This is a genomic window from Halomonas sp. Mc5H-6 (assembly GCF_024124705.1).
In the GTDB taxonomy this organism is placed as follows: Bacteria; Pseudomonadota; Gammaproteobacteria; order Pseudomonadales; family Halomonadaceae; genus Vreelandella; species Vreelandella subterranea.
This window is the reverse complement of record NZ_JAMXSI010000013.1, coordinates 1-18,005: the sequence shown is the minus strand read 5'-3', so window position 1 is coordinate 18,005 and position 18,005 is coordinate 1. Positions and strand designations below refer to the sequence as shown.

General features: G+C 56.9%; 16 protein-coding genes and 1 rRNA gene. 8 read left to right on the top strand and 9 right to left on the bottom strand.

Translation table 11 applies throughout. The annotated features are described in order from the left end of the window. Positions 1–58: 58 nt before the first annotated feature. Positions 59–475, top strand: a complete 417-nt coding sequence (locus tag NH395_RS15375) for an SRPBCC family protein (protein WP_253026111.1) — start codon at positions 59–61, stop codon at positions 473–475. Between the two features lie 86 nt (positions 476–561). Here the strand turns inward: NH395_RS15375 and NH395_RS15370 are convergent, their stop codons facing one another. From NH395_RS15370 to NH395_RS15330, 9 genes are all read right to left on the bottom strand, one after another. Next, complete coding sequence (locus NH395_RS15370) at positions 562–801, bottom strand: DUF2789 domain-containing protein (RefSeq protein WP_066315459.1); 240 nt, start codon at positions 799–801, stop codon at positions 562–564. Positions 802–880: 79 nt separating this feature from the next. Continuing rightward, positions 881–1,918 carry an asparaginase gene (locus NH395_RS15365; RefSeq protein WP_253026109.1) on the bottom strand — a complete coding sequence of 346 codons (1,038 nt, stop codon included), beginning with the start codon at positions 1,916–1,918 and terminating at the stop codon, positions 881–883. Beyond that, entirely contained in the window at positions 1,918–3,150 is a 1,233-nt protein-coding gene (locus NH395_RS15360; RefSeq protein ID WP_253026107.1) for an MFS transporter, read from the bottom strand. Before NH395_RS15360 ends, NH395_RS15365 begins: the two co-directional genes overlap by 1 nt. Positions 3,151–3,194: 44 nt before the next feature. Next, complete coding sequence (locus NH395_RS15355; protein WP_092828912.1) at positions 3,195–3,698, bottom strand: hypothetical protein; 504 nt, start codon at positions 3,696–3,698, stop codon at positions 3,195–3,197. 75 nt (positions 3,699–3,773) lie between these two features. Further along, positions 3,774–5,027, bottom strand: a complete 1,254-nt coding sequence (locus tag NH395_RS15350; RefSeq protein WP_253026105.1) for a DEAD/DEAH box helicase — start codon at positions 5,025–5,027, stop codon at positions 3,774–3,776. A gap of 230 nt (positions 5,028–5,257) precedes the next feature. Beyond that, a complete protein-coding gene (locus NH395_RS15345) occupies positions 5,258–5,740 on the bottom strand; it encodes a hypothetical protein (RefSeq protein ID WP_253026103.1) in 483 nt (160 codons plus the stop codon). Positions 5,741–5,767: 27 nt separating this feature from the next. Next, entirely contained in the window at positions 5,768–6,352 is a 585-nt protein-coding gene (locus NH395_RS15340; protein ID WP_253026101.1) for an ABC-type transport auxiliary lipoprotein family protein, read from the bottom strand. 9 nt (positions 6,353–6,361) lie between these two features. Beyond that, a complete protein-coding gene (gene pqiB / locus NH395_RS15335) occupies positions 6,362–8,047 on the bottom strand; it encodes an intermembrane transport protein PqiB (RefSeq protein ID WP_253026099.1) in 1,686 nt (561 codons plus the stop codon). Beyond that, positions 8,040–9,404 carry a paraquat-inducible protein A gene (locus tag NH395_RS15330; protein WP_253026097.1) on the bottom strand — a complete coding sequence of 455 codons (1,365 nt, stop codon included), beginning with the start codon at positions 9,402–9,404 and terminating at the stop codon, positions 8,040–8,042. The genes pqiB and NH395_RS15330 overlap by 8 nt, the downstream gene beginning before the upstream one ends. Positions 9,405–9,623: 219 nt before the next feature. On the opposite strand from NH395_RS15330, the gene NH395_RS15325 reads away from it, so the two are divergent. The 7 genes from NH395_RS15325 to NH395_RS15295 form a co-directional block, all read left to right on the top strand. Beyond that, entirely contained in the window at positions 9,624–10,598 is a 975-nt protein-coding gene (locus tag NH395_RS15325; RefSeq protein WP_253026095.1) for a calcium/sodium antiporter, read from the top strand. 234 nt (positions 10,599–10,832) lie between these two features. Next, on the top strand, positions 10,833–12,242 hold the full coding sequence (locus tag NH395_RS15320; protein WP_253026093.1) for a cytochrome ubiquinol oxidase subunit I: 1,410 nt from the start codon (positions 10,833–10,835) through the stop codon (positions 12,240–12,242). Next, the gene (cydB, locus tag NH395_RS15315; protein WP_066315482.1) at positions 12,239–13,240 is read left to right on the top strand and encodes a cytochrome d ubiquinol oxidase subunit II; all 1,002 of its coding nucleotides are present in this window, start codon (positions 12,239–12,241) and stop codon (positions 13,238–13,240) included. Before NH395_RS15320 ends, cydB begins: the two co-directional genes overlap by 4 nt. 4 nt (positions 13,241–13,244) lie before the next feature. Further along, positions 13,245–14,921, top strand: a complete 1,677-nt coding sequence (cydD, locus tag NH395_RS15310; protein WP_253026091.1) for a thiol reductant ABC exporter subunit CydD — start codon at positions 13,245–13,247, stop codon at positions 14,919–14,921. Next, positions 14,918–16,621 carry a thiol reductant ABC exporter subunit CydC gene (gene cydC, locus NH395_RS15305; protein ID WP_253026089.1) on the top strand — a complete coding sequence of 568 codons (1,704 nt, stop codon included), beginning with the start codon at positions 14,918–14,920 and terminating at the stop codon, positions 16,619–16,621. The genes cydD and cydC overlap by 4 nt, the downstream gene beginning before the upstream one ends. 13 nt (positions 16,622–16,634) lie before the next feature. Beyond that, a complete protein-coding gene (locus NH395_RS15300; protein WP_253026087.1) occupies positions 16,635–17,624 on the top strand; it encodes an adenosine deaminase in 990 nt (329 codons plus the stop codon). Between the two features lie 278 nt (positions 17,625–17,902). After that, positions 17,903–18,005, top strand: a 16S ribosomal RNA gene (locus NH395_RS15295); the annotation flags it as partial.

Sequence of the window (18,005 nt, the reverse complement as noted above, 5' to 3'; positions counted from 1 at the left end):
CATGCTCACAATATGGGCTGAAAGTGCTACGCTAGGGGCTTCATTCAAGGGGTTTTATATGGCCACTATTGAACATAGCGCCATCGTCAGGGCCGCGCCCGAACGGGTATTCGCGCTGTTAAGGCGCGTCGAGGACTTTGCCGACTATTCGGACCTGATCAGCGATATCGAATCGCTAGGCGACGAACGCTATCGCTGGCATGTTCGTGCACTGAGCATGGACTGGACATTTGACGTAGTGGTGACCGAGGTTAAATCGCCGGATGTGCTCGCCTGGGAATCGGTCAATGGGGTCAAAAACCAGGGGCGCTATCGTTTGCGTGAAGTGCCGGAAGGCACAGAAGTGGCGCTGACGCTGAGCTATGAAATAGGTAACCGTTTCATGGCAAAGGCCGTGAACAAGGCGGCAACACCGCTGGTGGGCAAGGTGAGTCGGCAGATTCTCGAGCGGGTTGAAGCGCGTCTGCAGGGATGAGTGGCGCGGTGCTCAGGTAGCGCCCATTCGCCGATGCCATGCAGGGCGCCCGGAAACGCCCCTGCATTGACATTGACGCGGCTGGTTTACGCTGGCTTGTGCATGGATGCATCAAGGTGGTCGACGACTTCCGCCCAGTCGGCATCTTCCTCGACGGCTTCCTTGAGAAACTCTGCCTGCCCTTCATTCCAGCAGGGGGCGTCGGCCAGCGGCATTGTCTCGGGAAGAGGCGCGTGGCGTTGAATGAATCGCTCAATCGAGGCTGCGTCAGATGCAAGGCCCAACTGTTCGAACAGCTCGCTGAAATAATGAACCGGCTTTTCCATAGAGGTTATTCCTGTTGATCCGTCGAGTGTGCTGTCACTCTCACTCTAGCGTTAAACGCCGTGATTGCCAGGCGCATATTTAACGTTCGCCAACCAGGGAGCTCAGGAAACGACGGCGACGATCCTCTTCCGGGATCGGCTGGGCGAGCAGGTGCACAAGCTTGCCAAAGGCGGCTTCCGGGGTCATGTCGTCGCCGGATAACACGCCAGCGTCGAGAAGCCCTTTGCCGGCAGCATAAGTGCCCAAATGAACGCTGCCTTGAGGGCACTGGCTGATGGCGGCCAGCATCTTGCCCTCGCCGCTGGCCTTGGCCAGAACGGCGAAAAGCGCCGGGTCATCGGGCAGATTGCCCGCCCCCCAGAGCTGAAGGAGGCCACCTTTAACACGCGGGTCCTCCAGCCAGGACGCTAGCTGCCAGGCGGTGATGCCCGGCCAGAGCGCTAATCGAACAATGGCACCATCGCTCACCGAGGTGTAATCGGGCAGCTCGAACCTTGGGGCGCCACGTTGCTGATCCGCCAAACCGCGACCGGGGTAATGGACAACATGTTCTCCCTTGCGCTCGCCGAGCTGCGGATAGTTGGGGCTGGTAAACGCATCCACCGCCTCACTGTGCTGCTTGGTTGCGCGAACACCGCGAAGTAACTTGCCGTGAAAGTAAATCGCCACTTCCTTTGCGTGAGGTTGTTCAGCACAGCGTAGCGCCCAATATAAGTTGTCGAGGGCATCGCTGCCGGGCGCTTCCAGAGGTTGCATGGAACCGGTGAGAATCACCGGCCGGTCAATGCCCTGCAGTTGATAGGCGAGGCTGGCTGCTGTCCAACTGAGTGTATCGGTGCCGTGAATGACCACGAATCCCTGGTAATCGCTCAGTCGCTTGGCGATATCATGGGCAAGCTGCGACCAGTTGTCAGGTGTGGCGGAACTCGAGTCGATCAACTGCGGATAGCTTAACACCTCAAAACTTGGCAAGGCCTGCTGCTGAAGAAGGGGCAGTTGGTTAAACGCTTTGGCCAGCCGCGATTCAATGTTGCCCGACGGGGTCAACCCTTGGTCGCCTGGGCACATACCAAGCGTGCCGCCAGTATAAATAATCAGCAGGCGAGGGTGGGCCATCACGGTGTCTCCTTATGTAAGCGATCTGCCAGTCCGCTATTGTGCACGACAAGCTGCCCCGAGCTATCGTCGAGGCAGCGTTGTCGCCCGGCAAGCATTGCAAAGCCGCCGCACACTGCCAGCAGGGCAATCAGCAGCCAGGCGATCTGGGCGCCGGTGGCACCGTGTTGCAGCAATAAGCCCACCCCGAATGGGCCAAGTGCGGCGATGGTATAGCCGCCGCCTTGTACCAGCCCGGACAGCTGGCCGGACAGGCGGGCATTCGCCGTGCGCAATACCAACAGGCTGAGTGCCAGGCTGAAGCTTCCTCCCTGGCCCAGGCCGAGAAGCACGGCGCCGGGCCATTGCCACGACAATGGAGCAATCAGCAGCATCGATAGCCCGCAGGCGGTGCACAGCAAGACGCAAAGCAGTGCCGGGCGCTGGTCACGTCCCAGGCGTGCAAGCCAGGGGGCACTGAGCGCTGAGACAAGCTGACAAAGAATGGAAATGGCCATGGTCCACCCCGCCGAGGTTTCATCATATCCGCGATATACCAACAGTGTAGGCAGCCATCCAAAGACGATGTAGGCCATTGATGACTGAATACCCATGAAGAGCATGACGTACCAGGTCAGCGGTTGACCGAGAAGCTTGAGTGCACCGGCTTGCGGGAGCGAGGCTGGTGAGGAGGTAGTCGACGTCCTGGGCATGTAAATGACCCATAGAACCAGGGCGGCCAGGGCGAGTAGCGCCCAGCTCATCAAACTGGCCTGCCAACTGCCAAGGTAGTGGGTTAACGGCACGCTTAACCCTGCGCCGAGTGCACCACCCAGGCACAGCGCCATGGTATAGAGGCCGGTGAGGAGGTCGGCGCTTTGGGGCAACTGGCGTTTGACCAGTGCGGGAAGCAGAGTGCCCGCAAGCCCAATGGCCGCGCCGGAAAGCGCTGACCCCAGAAAAAGAACGCCAGGGAGGGGCAAGCCACGTATTATCAGGCCCGTCATTAGCAGCCCCAGGGCAGCACTCAAGGCTCGCTCGCTTCCGATACGCTGGGCAAGCACCGGGGCGAGCGGTGCGGAAAGCCCCAGAAAAAGCACCGGTAGCGTGGTCAGCACGCCCGCTGCAGCCGCCGATAGTCCGGCAACTTCCTGCAGCCGGTTGAGTAATGGCGCGACCGATGACATCGCAGGGCGGAGGTTAAGCCCGACGATGACCATGAGTGCAATGAATACGGTGTGGCGTGCCCTCATAAATACGTCTTATTCTAGCAATACGCTTATTTTAGAAATACGTCTTATTTTAAATAGGGGCGCAAGTCTCCGCGGACGGCATCCAGCAGCGTGATGAAGTGATAATCCTCGGGCGCGTCCAGGCAATCGACCCTTACACTGGTCCGCATCCCTTTGTCCACCTGCACCTGTTCAAAAATTTCTAGGGTCAGCTTGCGGGCCGGTTTATCGCCGGGTGCCAGGGTGCCATCTTCAAGCGTAAAGGTTTCGACCAGCGTGACTCTCACGCGAGTGCTGTTGCCTTCGCTGAGTACCCGGCGAACGAACAGCCAGCCTTCGCAGGGCAGTGCATGCTGATCATCCCGCTTGCGTAAAAACAGGGTGCGGTAGCAGGCACCTTCCGTTGAGGCTTTCTCCGCCATGCTGCGATACGCTTCGACGACTTGTTTCGACGTGGCTCGGGCATCTTCCAGGCGTTGCACAACGCCAAAGTGCTCGCGGCTTAATTGGTCTTGCCGCTGAAAGGTTTGCCACTGACGGTATTGTTCAATGAGTTGGGACGACGCCATGATCACTCCGTGAAAACAGGTGCTTGATTAATAGCCTGATAGTCGCGCTACCATCACATGTTCAGATAAGCCTGACTAGCGGCGAGCACGACGCTTGGGCGCCGCATCGCGGTCACTATGCTGGCTGGGTTTACGTTGACTGCGTGCATTACGCGGTTGCCGACGGCCATTTTCGATAGGCTGTGGGGTGGCGTTCGGGTCCGGTTCAAAACCGGGCTCGACGTGCTTGGTCAGGGTTTGTTTTATCAGCCGCTCAATGCCGCGTAACAGGGCATGCTCATCGACACAGACCAGTGAAATCGCCTCGCCATCACTGCCTGCCCGGCCAGTACGCCCGATACGGTGCACATAATCTTCCGCAACATTGGGCAGTTCAAAGTTGACCACATGGGGCAGTTCGTTGATATCCAGCCCGCGTGCGGCAATATCCGTGGCAACCAATACCTGCAGGTCGCCGCTTTTAAACGCCCCGAGCGCACGTGTGCGAGCGCCCTGGCTCTTGTTGCCATGAATGGCCATGGCGGGGATATCCTGCTTGGATAACTGTTCTGCCAGGCGGTTGGCGCCGTGCTTGGTGCGCGTGAAAACCAGCACTTGAAACCACTGGTGCTGCTTGATGAGATGCGCCAGCAGGTCGCGTTTTTTCTCCCGGTCCACCTGGTATACCGACTGGGCGATTTTGTCTGCCGTGGTATTGCGTGGGGCGACGTCGATAAATGCAGGGTCGTTCAAAAACTGCTGCGCCAGGGTTTGAATCTCGTTGGAGAAAGTGGCGGAAAACAGCAGATTCTGACGCTTGCTGGGGACCAGCTTCAAAAGGCGTTTAATGTCGTGGATAAACCCCATGTCGAGCATGCGGTCGGCTTCATCCAGAACGACAATCTCGACGCTTGACAGGTCAACGTGCCCCTGCTGTTGCAAGTCGAGCAAGCGCCCCGGCGTCGCCACCAGGATATCCAGGCCGCGTTTCAATGCGTCGACCTGGGGTTGCTGGCCGACACCACCAAAAATGATATGCGAACGCAGAGAGAGGTGTTTTCCGTAGGTGGTAACGCTCTCACCCACCTGGGCGGCCAGTTCCCGGGTCGGGGTTAACACCAATGCACGTACCTGGCGTTTGGTGGCGGGCTTGCCTGCCGATAAACGCTGCAGCATGGGGAGTGTAAAACCGGCGGTTTTGCCCGTTCCCGTTTGCGCGCTGGCGAGCAAATCCCGGCCTTGCAACACGACGGGAATCGCCTGTCGTTGAATGGGTGTCGGCTCGCGATACCCTTGGTCGGTGACAGCGCGCAGCAAGTCGGCGTCGAGGCCGAGGTCAGAAAAGTTCATGCGTTCTCCCAGCGGCTGTTTATGCATGCGTATGGCATCGTTAAACAGCGCACTGTTGAATGATTGGAAATGAATAACCGTAATGAATTGAAGATAACAAGGGCCGGTCACTTATGAATTGACGATTGACGTCCTCTGGCGGCATATCAGAAAGCGCATTCATGGCCGGTGACAAGATTCACTCATAACAAACGATCAATTGAGCGACCATCATATCATGCCATGAACCGTCAGTCTGGTGTCTTGGCTTGATGCGCATTGTGTAGCGATGTGACACGCGCAAGTGAAGCGGCAGGCAGGTCAAGTGTTTCAAGGGTGTGAGCAGGGATGGCGAATAGCTGTTCGGGGGTAAAAATGCCACGCTCGAATAGCTGGTTGGTCGTCGCGGGGCCAATGCCATCCAACGCCATCAAACGGTTACCGAACAACGCCGTCCGCTCGGCATGTTTGAGTGACGTTTCGGCGTCGTCGGGTAGCTGACGATAATACGCATCGGCGGAGGCAACAATAAACTGTTCTGTACGAGCCAGCGCGCCTAGGGTAGCACCAGAGGGGGCGTCAGCGGTCAGTATGTGACGTACGCTGATATAGTGCGTCATGGCGCTAATCAGCAACGCCTCACTGGCAGGCGCGTGGATGAGCTTTTCCGCTGTCTCATGGAGCCTGTGAACGGCCTCGAGGGCGTCTTCTGAGTACCGGGCTGTGTCCGTCATGGCCTTTCAACTCCCTTTGTTGATGGCTTAGGGGCGAACAGCCATCGTCGCCTGGGCAATCTGCTCACTGACTTTGTCCCAACTTTTACCCAAGGCACGGACAAGAGCAGGGTAGCCGTCTTCTTCGAGCGGGGTATCGGCATTGAAGGTTTCCATTGCCAGCACTTCGCCCTGCGGATCGATCAGTTGCCACTGCCCGCTGGCGATGGCGCGACCATCCTGGCGCCCCTGAAACTGGTCTACTTCCAAGCGTAGCGTGATTGCCTGGTCGTCGCTAGCAGCGTCGCGCACCACTCGCCATCTGGGCAGCGCCTTTGACAGGCGAGCCCGCATGCCGCGTTCCAGTTGACGGCCAATGGCTTCTGCCCACTGATGGGCGTTTGCTTCCCTCAGGGTAATATCATCGGTTTGCATGACAATACCCTCGACATCCAGATAGTGGGGGAGGCGAGGCGATGTCACCTGGAGGGTGCCTGCGGGGGAGGCTGGCGGGCTGGCTAGTTGCGCGCCCGGCAATACGTAGCGGGTGGCCGGCGTTGATTGGCTGGCGCAGGCACTCAGCAGCAAGGGTACCAATAACATCGCCCCCAGTTTTCCGATCAAATGTCGCATTGTGTATCCTTACTCGCGCGGTGCGCGAGGAATCGGGTCTTCGGTTTCGATACTCTCGAACAGCAGTGCGCGTGGGTTCTCGCTCAGTGTACGAGTCAGCGGCTGGACATCGCGAATGACGCGGTCGAGTCGTTCGACCGTTGACATCAGCTCCTGGTAGGCGGCCGATTCCGGAGACAGGCCTTCCAGCGTGTTCTGCAACTCTTCAAGCGTACGGTTTACGTTGCCGCCGATAGACTGGGTGTCAGGGTCGTTCAGTAGCTGATTCAGGGATTCGCTAACGGCGCGAACTTCCTGAAGCACAGATTCAGATGCTTGTAGATTCTGATCAAGCCCCGTTAATAGCGGCTCGATTTCCAAGCCATTCAGCTTTTCCAGTAAGTCGGTCACCTGTGCCTGAATTTGTGCAAAGCCACCTGACGTTGTGGGGAACACCGTATGCCCCGAGAAAGACTCCGGCACATAGTGAGCGGCCAGATCCTCGCGGAAGTTCAAGTCCACGAACATCGCCCCTGTAAGCAGGTTGCCGCTTTTGAGGGAAGCACGTAAGCCCAGTGTGAACATGCGCTTGAAGCGAGCATCCCACTCGTCAAGATCCACGTCGGCATTCTCGATGCCGAGTCGCTGGGGCTCGATGCGAATCAGCAACGGGATGGCAAACTGTTCCCGTGAATCCGGCTGAGGTGCCATGAAATTCCAGGGGACGGCGGCAACGGTACCCAGCCTAACGCCACGAAACTCAACAGGCGCCCCTTTGGAAAGCCCGCGAACAGTATCGTCGACAAGTAGGACATATTCCAGATAACGGTTAAAGGTACCCTGGCGAGCACTATCTTCATCGGTGTAAAGCTCGAAACGGGTGTTATTGTCAACGGGCTGCCCCATCGGCAGGTCTTCAGGGACGCCAAAGGTGACGCCCCCGCCCAGCAAGGTCTCAATGGAGTCCACGTTGACACGAACGCCGTCGGCATCGAGTCGAAAATCAATGCCGCTGGCACTCCAGAAGCGCGTGCTTTCCGTGACGAGCTGATCATACGGCTCTTCAATGAATACCTGATGGTGCATGGTGCGTGACTCGGCATCAAAGCGGGTTTCCTCGATGCGGCCGACAGTGAAGCCCTGATAGGAAACCGGGTCGCCCACGCGCAATGAATTGCCTAACTGGCTGATAAGGCTGACTCGCAAGCCTGCCACGCCAGCTGGGGCAACAGGCGGGGTGTCCATGACTTCAAATTCGCGTTGAGGTTCGGAGGAAGAACCCGGCTGAAGTTGTATATAGGCCCCCGAAAGCACGGTGCCCAAGCCGCTGATCCCTTCGCGGCCGATTCGCGGTTTGACGACCCAGAAGCGGCTATCCTCGCGCAGCATGGCTTCCGCTTCAGGCTGTATGCGGGCGCGTAAAACGGCTTGGGAAAGGTCGTCGGATAGCTGAACGCTTTGTACGCGGCCGATTTCAACGTTGCGACTGCGTATCAGCGTATTGCCAGCTTCGATCCCCTCGGCGTTCGGCATCGTCAAGGTGATGATGGTGCCCCGGGAGGAATAGTTGTCGTATACCAACCATAAGCCAATGACCAGCGCGACAATGGGTACAATCCAGATGGGCGAAAGCCGTGTCTGGGGGCTGGGCTTGGCACGATGCATTGCCGCTTCGCCCTGTGGTTCGTTGGAGGGCATGTCGTTTTCGTTAGCCATTAATCACTTCCTTACGGGCGTCGCTTTGTCCTGATGATGTCGTTATGGGGGTATCCCAAAGCAAACGTGGGTCAAAGGTCATGGCGGCCAGCATGGTCAGCACGACCACTGCTCCAAAGGCGAGTGCTGCCGGCCCCGGGTTGATCGTCATGAGCGAATCGGCGCGGATGAGCGCTACGAGAATGGCGACGACAAACACATCGACCATCGACCATCGACCGATAAACTCGGTGATCCGGTAAAGCGTTGTTCGCGTTTGTGCTTTGAAGGCGTCGCTACGGTGAGCCACGCTGCATAGCCAGGCCAGCGCGAACAGTTTGCCGACGGGAACAATGATGCTGGCGACAAAAATGACGCCTGCTATCGGCCAGGAGCCGCCTTGAATCAACTCGACAATGCCGCCCACGATCGTCGAAGGGGAGCTATTGCCCAGGCTGGTTGTGGTCATGATGGGAAATACATTGGCCGGGATGTACATGATCGCGGCAGCAGCGAGTAATGCCCAGGTGCGTTGGACGCTATGCGGAAAGCGAGGGTGCAGCCGCTCATGACAGCGCACACAATAATGCTTGCCGTTTGGTGCCAACCGATTGATCAGCCCACAGGTAGGGCAACTGGTAAGCTGCTGGGACGCGGCTGACATGCCTGTTTGTGTACCTTCCGGGGCCAGTGGCTCGCCCTCCAGGGCAAACCACATCCAGTCGGCATCAATCGATTGCACCGTCATCAACAGGAGAAAGGCAAAGGCGCAAAACGCCCAAAACGACAGACCCAGTTCAATATCAGCAAGTCCCGCCACCTTGATCAAGCTAACCAGGGCGCCCACGATAAACACATCGGCCATCATCCAGGGGGTTAAATGGCTCAGTGAACGAGCTGTTGAACGGCTGAATGGCAGTGGGGCGTTGCGTAACAAACCGTATTGCAGCCATAAGGTGCCTATCAAATACACCGCGGGCAGCACCACGATGGTCATGATAACGCCGATAGCCACCAAGGGTTGATGAAAGGCAATCAGCGTGGTTGCCGTTTCGGAAAGCTCGATACGGTTGCTCACCCCGCTATAGCTGAAACTGACAAAGGGGTAGGAGACCGCCAGTAAAAGGGCAATAAGCGATGCCATCGCGAGCGCCATGCTGCGCTGGGCAGGGTAACGATTGCGCTTGACCAGGACATGCGAGCAGCGCGGGCAGCAGGCTTTTTCACCGGATTTGAGGGGCGGTAGCGCCGATACCCAGTCACATTCATGACAGGCGCGCAGGCGTCGCCTTTGAGTGCGGGCCTCAGGCGGTTGCTGGTCAACAAGCGGCGCATTGACCTTCAAGTTGGGGTGTCTGCTTAGCCAGTTCTGTGACAAATGATGATCTCGCTCGCGTGAGTAGGCAAAGCAATACGCTCTCGATTATAAGTCTGTCAAATATTGGGTAAAATTCATCTGATCGTTATCAGGTTGTCGTTGACCTTGAGCGATGAATGAATAATGATCGCCACGCGAATTTACCGCCTCTCCGGCATGGCAGGTCATTCAATGCCCAGGCCATTGCCACCTTGTGAAAATGCCATCCAAAGGAACCTTATGTTACTTGCTCTTATCGCCGTTGTCGTTGGCTTGATACTGCTTATCTGGAGCGCTGAGAAATTTATCGATGGCGCCGCGGCGACGTCTCAATGGCTGGGGCTGTCGCCCCTGTTGATTGGCATGCTGGTGATCGGTTTTGGCACATCGGCTCCCGAGATGATGGTGTCGGTGCTGGCAGCAGTGCAGGGTAACCCGGGGTTGGCCGTGGGTAATGCCTACGGGTCTAATATCGCCAATATTGGCCTGGTGCTGGGGTTTGTTGCGTTATTGGCGCCATTGGCCGTGCACTCGAGCGTCATTCGCAAAGAGATACCGCTGTTACTGGTAGTGATGCTGGTGACCGGGCTGATGCTGTTGGATGGCTGGGTGGCCCGCTGGGAGGCAGTCTGTTTATTGCTGGCACTGGTGGTATTTATCGTTATCAGCGTTGTGCGTTCCAAAGGCCAACAGGACGATGCGCTTGTCTCGGAAGTGGCGGAAACGCTGGATAGCAAACCCATGTCGCGGGGTAAAGCCATCCTCTGGACCCTGGTTGGTCTGGTACTGTTGATTGCCAGCTCACGCCTTTTGGTCTGGGGGGCTGTCGAGATCGCCGTCGCGTTTGGCGTCAGTGATCTGATCATTGGTTTGACCGTTGTGGCGATTGGCACCTCATTACCCGAGCTGGCTTCATCGATTAGCGCACTGCGTCGTAATGAGCACGATATGGTGCTCGGCAATGTCGTGGGCTCGAACCTATTCAACAGCCTTGCTGTGGTTGGGTTGGCAGGCATCATTACACCGATTGAAACCGGTCAGGAGGTGCTTCAGCGTGACTGGGTCGTCATGTTGGTGATGACCGTGCTGATGATGCTGTTCGCATTCTCCTGGAAAGGTCGCCCGCGGCGCATCAACCGCTTTGAGGGCGGTGGTTTATTAGCGCTTTTTATTGCCTATACAGGCTATCTGGTGAGTGTGGTCGTGTTGGCCTGAGGCGTCTGTATAACAGTCGTTATCGCCTGGGGCTTAAAAATTGACCTGCGTCAACGCGACACGGTGAAAACCCAAAACGCATGCCGCATCCATACCTTCTAAGCTGTAAACTCAAGGGGTTGTTGATCAAATAAGCTTAGTGACTACAAATAGAAGAGCGTGATCCAAAGGGACTCACCTAAGCTTGTTTTAAGCCTTTGAGAAAAAGGCACCATGGGACCTTAGGAGGGAGTTATGGAACTTGATCCGCTATTGCTATCGAGACTCCAGTTCGCATTCGTCGTGTGTTTTCACGCCATCTTTCCTGTCTTCACGATCGGGCTGGCGTCCTATATTGCGGTTCTGCACGGGATATTCTACAAAACGGAAAACGACGCCTGGGATCGCCTGGCACAATTCTGGACCAAGATGTTTGCCGTTGTGTTTGGCATGGGGGTCGTGACAGGCATCGTGATGTCGTTTCAGTTCGGTACGAACTGGAGCAACTTCTCTTTCGCTACGTCAAACTTCCTTGGGCCTGTCCTTAGTTACGAAGTGGTGACCGCTTTCTTCCTTGAAGCGGCATTTCTGGGTGTTTTGCTCTTCGGGCGTGGCAAAGTACCAGAAGGGGTGCACCTGTTTGCCGCGATCATGGTGGCGGTGGGCACCTTTATTTCCTCGTTCTGGATCCTTTCCGCCAATAGCTGGATGCAAACCCCAGCAGGCTATGAAATGGTGGATGGACGCTTCCATATCACCTCCTGGATGGCGGCAATCTTCAATCCCTCCTTCTGGTACCGCTTTGTGCATATGGGCATGGCGTCGTTCCTGACCGGTGGCTTTGTGGTGGCAGGTGTCAGCGCCTGGTTCCTCCTGCGTAATCGTGATGTCGAAGCGAATAAAAAAGCCCTTTCAATGTGTCTGTGGCTGTTGCTTTTCCTGGCACCGGCGCAGGCTGTCGTCGGTGATTTTCACGGCCTTAATACGTTGGAGCACCAGCCCACCAAGGTGGCGGCAATGGAGGGGAATTGGGAAACTCAGTCCAATGTGCCACTTTTGCTGTTTGCACTGCCCGATCAGGAAGCTCAGGAAAACCGCTTTGAAATCGGGGTTCCCAGTCTGGCAAGTCTCATTCTGACCCATAGTGCGGACGGCGTAGTCCCGGGTATCAATGAAATGGCACCTGATGAACAGCCCCCTGTGGCGCTTGTTTTCTGGTCGTTTCGTGTGATGGTGGGGATTGGGCTTTTGATGATAGCCGTCGCGACGGTTGGCTTGTTTCTTCGCCGTAGAGGACGTTTCTTCCAGTCGCCGCTCTATCTTAAAACATTGGTAGGTATGATCATTTCCCCTTTCCTGGCCGTGCTGGCCGGCTGGGTGGTCACCGAGTCGGGGCGCGCGCCATGGTTGGTCTACGGTGTCATGACCCATGCTGAAGGGTTAACCCCTTCGCTGACAGGCGGTATGGCGCTGTTTACGCTGCTGGGCTACGTCGCCGTGTATGCCGTCGTGTTCTGGGTGGGTATTTACTACCTTACTCGTGTCGTGCGTAACGGTATGCTGGCGGACTCCATGGAAGTAACCGGCGAAGTCGAGCGAGCCAAACGTCCTTTCTCTGCGGCTCACACGCCTTTCGATAGTGACTATGAGGGAGCAACCAAATGATCAGCCTTGACCTTGCAATAATCTGGGCCGGCATTATTGGCTTCGGCGTTATCATGTACGTAATTATGGACGGCTTCGATCTGGGATTGGGGATACTTTACCCCTTTGCACCGGATGAAGCGTCACGCGATGTGATGATGAACTCAGTCGCACCGGTGTGGGACGGCAACGAAACCTGGTTAGTATTGGGGGGAGCGGGGCTTCTGGGCGCCTTCCCGCTGGTTTACTCCGTGTTCCTGCCGGCGCTTTATATCGGCGTGTTTTTGATGCTGGCGGGATTGATTTTCCGCGGTATCTCATTTGAGTTTCGCTTCAAGTCGAAGAAGAATCGCCATTGGTGGAACCGCGCTTTCTGTGGCGGATCGGCAGTGGCAGCCTTTGCCCAGGGAGCCGTCGTGGGTGCGTATATCCAGGGCTTTGCGGTAGAGGATTTTGTCTACGTAGGTGGAGCGCTCGATTGGCTGACGCCATTTAGCGTGCTGACCGGTCTGGGCTTGATGGCGGGCTATGCCCTGCTGGGCTCGACCTGGCTGATTCTGAAGTCCGAAGGTTATGTGCAGCAGTGGGCCTACCGGATAACCCCGAAACTGTTGCTGGCCGTGCTGGTGGTGTTTGGTATTGTCAGCCTATGGACACCGTTGGTGAGCCCTGAGGTGCGCGACCGTTGGCTCAGTCAGATTCACTTGATCTGGGTGTTCCCCATCCTTGCGATGGTCTGTGCTTATGTGCTTTTCCGCGCTGTTAAGCGCCAGCAAGAAGGCTTGCCGTTTGTCGCTTCGCTTGGCCTGTTCATTTTCACCTACCTGGGTTTGATTGCCAGCAAGTGGCCGGTGATCGTGCCGCCCAACTACACTATCTGGGATGCTTCCTCGGCCCCAGAATCCCAGCTCTTCCTGCTGATCGGCGTGCTGTTTGTCATCCCCATCGTGCTGGCCTACACCGCGTGGACCTACTGGGTCTTCCGTGGCAAGGTGCGTGTCGGAGAGGGCTATCACTAAGCCGATGGCATCTGTTTCCAACCATAATGAGCTTACGCCGCGCCACTGGTTAACCTCGCTTGCGGCATCAGAACGCAGGCGGCTAGCGGGCGCGGCGTTCTTTGGTACCTTGGCTGGCTGCCACACCGTACTGATCGTAACGGGCCTGGCCTGGTTGATCGATCAACTGGTGGTTGACAGCCGGTCGCCAAGTGACTTGACGCCTGTTTTCGCGCTCCTGGCCGTCGCCGTGTTGTTGCGTGCGCTGTGCCAGTGGACCTCAGAACGATTGAGTCTGGATGCCAGCCTTCGCATCAGGCGCAAGGCCCGTGCTCAGCTGCTTGATAAAATCACTGCCTTGGGTCCCGCATGGCTGACATCACAGCAGAGCGGGACCATTGCGGCTCAGGCGGTAGAGCATATTGACGCCTTGGACGGCTATTTTGCGCGCTATCATCCGCAACTGCGGATCACTATGTGGGTGCCGCTCGTCATTCTTGCCGTGGTGGTATGGCTGGATTACCTGGCTGCTGTTTTCCTGCTGCTGGCGGCACCGCTGATTCCGCTGTTTATGGCCCTGGTGGGGATGGGGGCAGAGCGCATGAACCGTGATCAGTTCGCCGCCGTGGCCCGACTGTCAGCGCATTTCATAGATCGAGTGCGCGGTATCACCACGCTTCAGCTGTTTGGTCACACAGAGGCGGCACAGCAGGCGGTCTGGGTGGCCTCAGACCAGTATCGACGTCTCAGCATGCGGACGTTGAAGCTGGCATTCTTGTCCTCGGCGGTGCTTGAATTCTTCTCGTCGGTGGCCATCGCGGTTGTCGCCATGTATGTCGGCTTTGGTCTGCTGGGTTACATCGAGTATGGCCCTGCCCCTTCATTGACGCTGTTCTCCGGCCTGGCGGTGTTGCTACTGGCGCCGGAGTTCTTCCAGCCTTTGCGCACCTTATCCATGCATTATCATGATCGAGCGGCGGCATTGGGCGCCGCAGAGAGCATCGTCAATACCCTCAACGAGCCGCCTGTGATGCGCGACACTTCTCCCTCAACCACCCGAACCGACAATGCGCTGGTGGAGCTTGAGAAGGTTCAGGTCAGCTATCCGGGTCGTGGTGTGGTGATGGGCCCCTTGGATCTCACCCTAAAGCAGGGTGATGTGGTGGCGATAAGCGGAGAGTCGGGTAGCGGTAAGTCGACATTGCTCGGGTTATTGGCAGGGTTCATTGGGCCAAGCGATGGTGTGTGCCGCCATTCAGCGACGAATCAAATCGCGTGGCTGGATCAGCAGCCCTGCCTGTTGCAGGGGAGTCTGGCCGATAATCTGCGCCTGGCGAACCCCCAGGCATCAGAAGATGCGATGCAAGTCGCACTAAGGCGTGCCGGTTTGCTTGATGTGGTGAATGGCCTTCCAGAGGGGCTTGATACCTTGCTTGGCGAGCGCGGTGTCGGTTTATCGGGTGGCCAGGCTCAGCGTTTGGCGCTGGCGCGTGTTTACCTGAGTGGCGCACCATTGATCCTGCTCGATGAGCCGACAGCTAAGCTCGACGAGACAACAGAGCAAGCCGTGGTGGGGGCGTTGATCGACTGGATAAAAGAAGGGCGCACGCTCGTCGTTGCCACCCATCACCCGGCGGTCATTAAAGCGGCGAATCGCCACTTCAAAATGACCCATGGACAGATCGAGGAGATGCCCGTTTGAGGGATATCTATCGCCAATTCTTACCCTGGTTGAGATTGCTTACCCGCCGTCGGCGCGCTTTTATGCTGGGGGCCTTGCTGGCAGGGTTGACGCTTCTGGCCGGTGTCGCACTGTTGGGTCTGTCGGGTTGGTTTATCACCGCCAGTGCGCTAACGGGTATTGCGCTGGCGTTGGGAGTGCCCGCCATTCTGGATGTCTATGTGCCGGGGGGTGGCATTCGCTTCTTTGCGCTACTGCGGACCGTCTCGCGGTATGCCGAGCGTGTTTACAACCACAATAGCGTACTGACATTGCTGGCGGATTTGCGCTTTCGTGTATTTGGTCAATTAACCCGCCTTGATGATTTGACGCTCGGCCGTCAGCGGGCAAGTGATTGGCTGACCCGCCTTACATCCGATATCGACACTCTGGATAATTTTTATCTCCGGGCTTTGATGCCGCCTCTGGTTGCGCTACTGGGTAGCGCCATCATGGTGCTGTTCGTCGCGCTGTGGCTGCCTTACGCGGCCTTGCTGATGGCGGGCGTTCTCGGTGGGCTCTGGCTGGTCACGATAGTGGGCTTTTCCGTCTGGGGTTGGCGGCAAAGCCACCACCATGTTGGTGATCAAGAAGTCTTGCGTCACTTGGTGATTGATCAGGTTCAGGCCAGCGCAGAGTTGACCAGCTATTGCAGCGATCATTGGCATCGAGGCTTTGTCGACGCTCATGAGCAGCAGGTCCTGCACAATCAGCGCCAGGTAGGTAACAAGCAGGCGCTTGGGAGTGCAGTTGTTGCGGCGGTGACGAGTTTGCTGGCGTTAGGGGTGCTTTGGCTGGCGGGGGAGGTGCTGGCGCAAGGCCAGGTTGACGGTCCCATTGTTGTGATGGCCGTGCTGATGGCACTGGGTATCAATGAGGCGTTCAGCGTTCTACCCAATGCGTTTGTTCGTCTGGGAGCGAGCTATGCCGCTGTTGAGCGATTGAACAAGCTGGAGCCGCGTGATTCGTCGAGCGCTACCTTATCTCCCGCTGTCGTGTCGTTAGACGATGGCGTGATCCTCGAAGGCGTGTCGTTGCGTTATCCCCATGCGCTGTCCCAGGCCTTGAGCGACGTTGACTTGCATCTTCCCGCAGGCAAGCGCGCTGTGGTGACCGGCATGTCGGGGGCTGGAAAATCAACCTTGGCGGCACTCATCATGGGGCGGTTGGCGCCCACCCATGGGGTCGTCAAGGTGCTGGGGGAAGCGCCCACATCGTTGTCCGATACACAACGCGCGGCGCATTTGGCAATGCTTACCCAGCACGTGGATCTATTTGATGCCTCCCTGGCCGAGAATTTGCTCATCGCGGACCCATCTGCAAGTGACGAGCGGCTTTGGCAAGTCCTCTCTGACGTGGCCTTGGCCGATTGGGTGGAACGTTTACCCAGGGCGCTCGATACAGAGGTGGGCGAAAAAGGCCAGCAACTTTCTGGGGGGCAAGCCAGGCGGGTTGCATTGGCACGGTTGATGCTGCGTGACCCGCAGGTTGTGATCCTTGATGAGCCTTTTGCAAGCGTCGATGCAGTGACCGCCCAGCACTTGGCGGCTTCGCTTGATCGTTGGCTTGGCAGTAGAACAGTCATCTATTTTATCCATCAAGTCGACCAGCCTGACTTGTTGCCGCATATCGATTACCACTGGCACCTGGATGCAGGTAAGCTTGGCCTTGAAGCTAATTAGACAGGAGTCCTGTATGCACGATTTTTTGCGCCAGCTTCCCAAGGTAGAGCTGCATCTTCACATCGAAGGGTCGCTTGAGCCCGAGCTGATGTTCGCGCTGGCCCAGCGCAATAACATTGACTTGCCGTATGCTTCTGCCCAGGAAGCAAAAGAGGCGTATGACTTTAATGATTTGCAGGCGTTTTTGGACCTTTATTTTCAGGGCATGAACGTGCTTCGTCACGAGGAAGACTTTTACGACCTGGCGATGGACTATTTTCATCGCGCTCGCCGGGAGGGCGTCGTACATGTCGATATGCATTTCGACCCTCAAGCGCATCTGCAAAGAGGTGTGCCGCTGGAAGTGGTCATGGGTGGGCTGCTCAAAGCCAAGCAGGAAGCCGAGGAATCCATGGATTTTTCGGTTGGCATGATCATGGCGTTTTTACGCGACCGTCCGGCAGAGGAAGCCTTGCACGTCCTCGAGCAAGCCGCGCCCTACTGGAAGTTTATCGATGCAATCGGCTTGGACAGTGCGGAACGCGACCATCCGCCATCTGAATTCAAGACACTTTTTGCGCGGGCCAAAGAGATCGGTCTGGTTCGCGTAGCGCATGCAGGCGAAGAGGGACCGGCGGACTATATCATCCAGGCGCTCGATCTTCTGGGGGTGGAGCGTATCGACCATGGCGTGCGCTGCCTTGAAAACCCGGACCTGGTGGAGCGCCTTCGTCGTGAACAGGTCGTCCTGACGGTTTGCCCGTTATCCAATGTGTGTCTAAAAGTCGTTGATGACCTGCGTGAGCATCCTTTGCCCACCTTGCTTCAGAAGGGCCTGAACGTGACCATCAGCTCCGATGATCCTGCTTACTTTGGTGGCGGAATGCTCGCCAATCATGTGGCTTGTGCCGACGCTTTCGGATGGTCTGAAGACGTTTTTGTTCAATTAACCCGAAATGCAATTGACGCCGCTTTCGTATCCGCCGATCGGCGTGCCGACTTATTGGCCCGCTTGGCTACCTGAACGACCATTGGTAAGAAAAGTGTCGCAGCTGGTTGACCTCGCGTAAAAAAAACGTATCATACGCACCACATCGAACGGCGAGGCCTTTCGATCGCTCTTTAATAATGTGATCAGGTAATTCATGTGGGCGCTTGCCGATGAGGGTGATAAATCACCTATTATCAAGGCAAGCGACTCGTCCAAGGTCTTCGGACCTTGAGAGAACGTTTGAAAACCTTGAGCCAAGTTTGGTTCGCTTCTGTCGCCTTCGGGTAGCAGGTAAGAACCGCAATGATTGTAAACTGAAGAGTTTGATCATGGCTCAGATTGAACGCTGGCGGCAGGCCTAACACATGCAAGTCGAGCGGTAACAGGTCCAGCTTGCTGGATGCTGACGAGCGG

What these genes read in the sequence shown, in the direction of transcription:
- NH395_RS15375 (WP_253026111.1), top strand. Translation starts at nt 59, where the DNA reads ATGGCCACTATTGAACATAGCGCCATCGTCAGGGCCGCGCCCGAACGG.
- NH395_RS15370 (WP_066315459.1), bottom strand. Translation starts at nt 801, where the DNA reads ATGGAAAAGCCGGTTCATTATTTCAGCGAGCTGTTCGAACAGTTGGGC.
- NH395_RS15365 (WP_253026109.1), bottom strand. Translation starts at nt 1,918, where the DNA reads ATGGCCCACCCTCGCCTGCTGATTATTTATACTGGCGGCACGCTTGGT.
- NH395_RS15360 (WP_253026107.1), bottom strand. Translation starts at nt 3,150, where the DNA reads ATGAGGGCACGCCACACCGTATTCATTGCACTCATGGTCATCGTCGGG.
- NH395_RS15355 (WP_092828912.1), bottom strand. Translation starts at nt 3,698, where the DNA reads ATGGCGTCGTCCCAACTCATTGAACAATACCGTCAGTGGCAAACCTTT.
- NH395_RS15350 (WP_253026105.1), bottom strand. Translation starts at nt 5,027, where the DNA reads ATGAACTTTTCTGACCTCGGCCTCGACGCCGACTTGCTGCGCGCTGTC.
- NH395_RS15345 (WP_253026103.1), bottom strand. Translation starts at nt 5,740, where the DNA reads ATGACGGACACAGCCCGGTACTCAGAAGACGCCCTCGAGGCCGTTCAC.
- NH395_RS15340 (WP_253026101.1), bottom strand. Translation starts at nt 6,352, where the DNA reads ATGCGACATTTGATCGGAAAACTGGGGGCGATGTTATTGGTACCCTTG.
- pqiB (WP_253026099.1), bottom strand. Translation starts at nt 8,047, where the DNA reads ATGGCTAACGAAAACGACATGCCCTCCAACGAACCACAGGGCGAAGCG.
- NH395_RS15325 (WP_253026095.1), top strand. Translation starts at nt 9,624, where the DNA reads ATGTTACTTGCTCTTATCGCCGTTGTCGTTGGCTTGATACTGCTTATC.
- NH395_RS15320 (WP_253026093.1), top strand. Translation starts at nt 10,833, where the DNA reads ATGGAACTTGATCCGCTATTGCTATCGAGACTCCAGTTCGCATTCGTC.
- cydB (WP_066315482.1), top strand. Translation starts at nt 12,239, where the DNA reads ATGATCAGCCTTGACCTTGCAATAATCTGGGCCGGCATTATTGGCTTC.
- cydD (WP_253026091.1), top strand. Translation starts at nt 13,245, where the DNA reads ATGGCATCTGTTTCCAACCATAATGAGCTTACGCCGCGCCACTGGTTA.
- NH395_RS15300 (WP_253026087.1), top strand. Translation starts at nt 16,635, where the DNA reads ATGCACGATTTTTTGCGCCAGCTTCCCAAGGTAGAGCTGCATCTTCAC.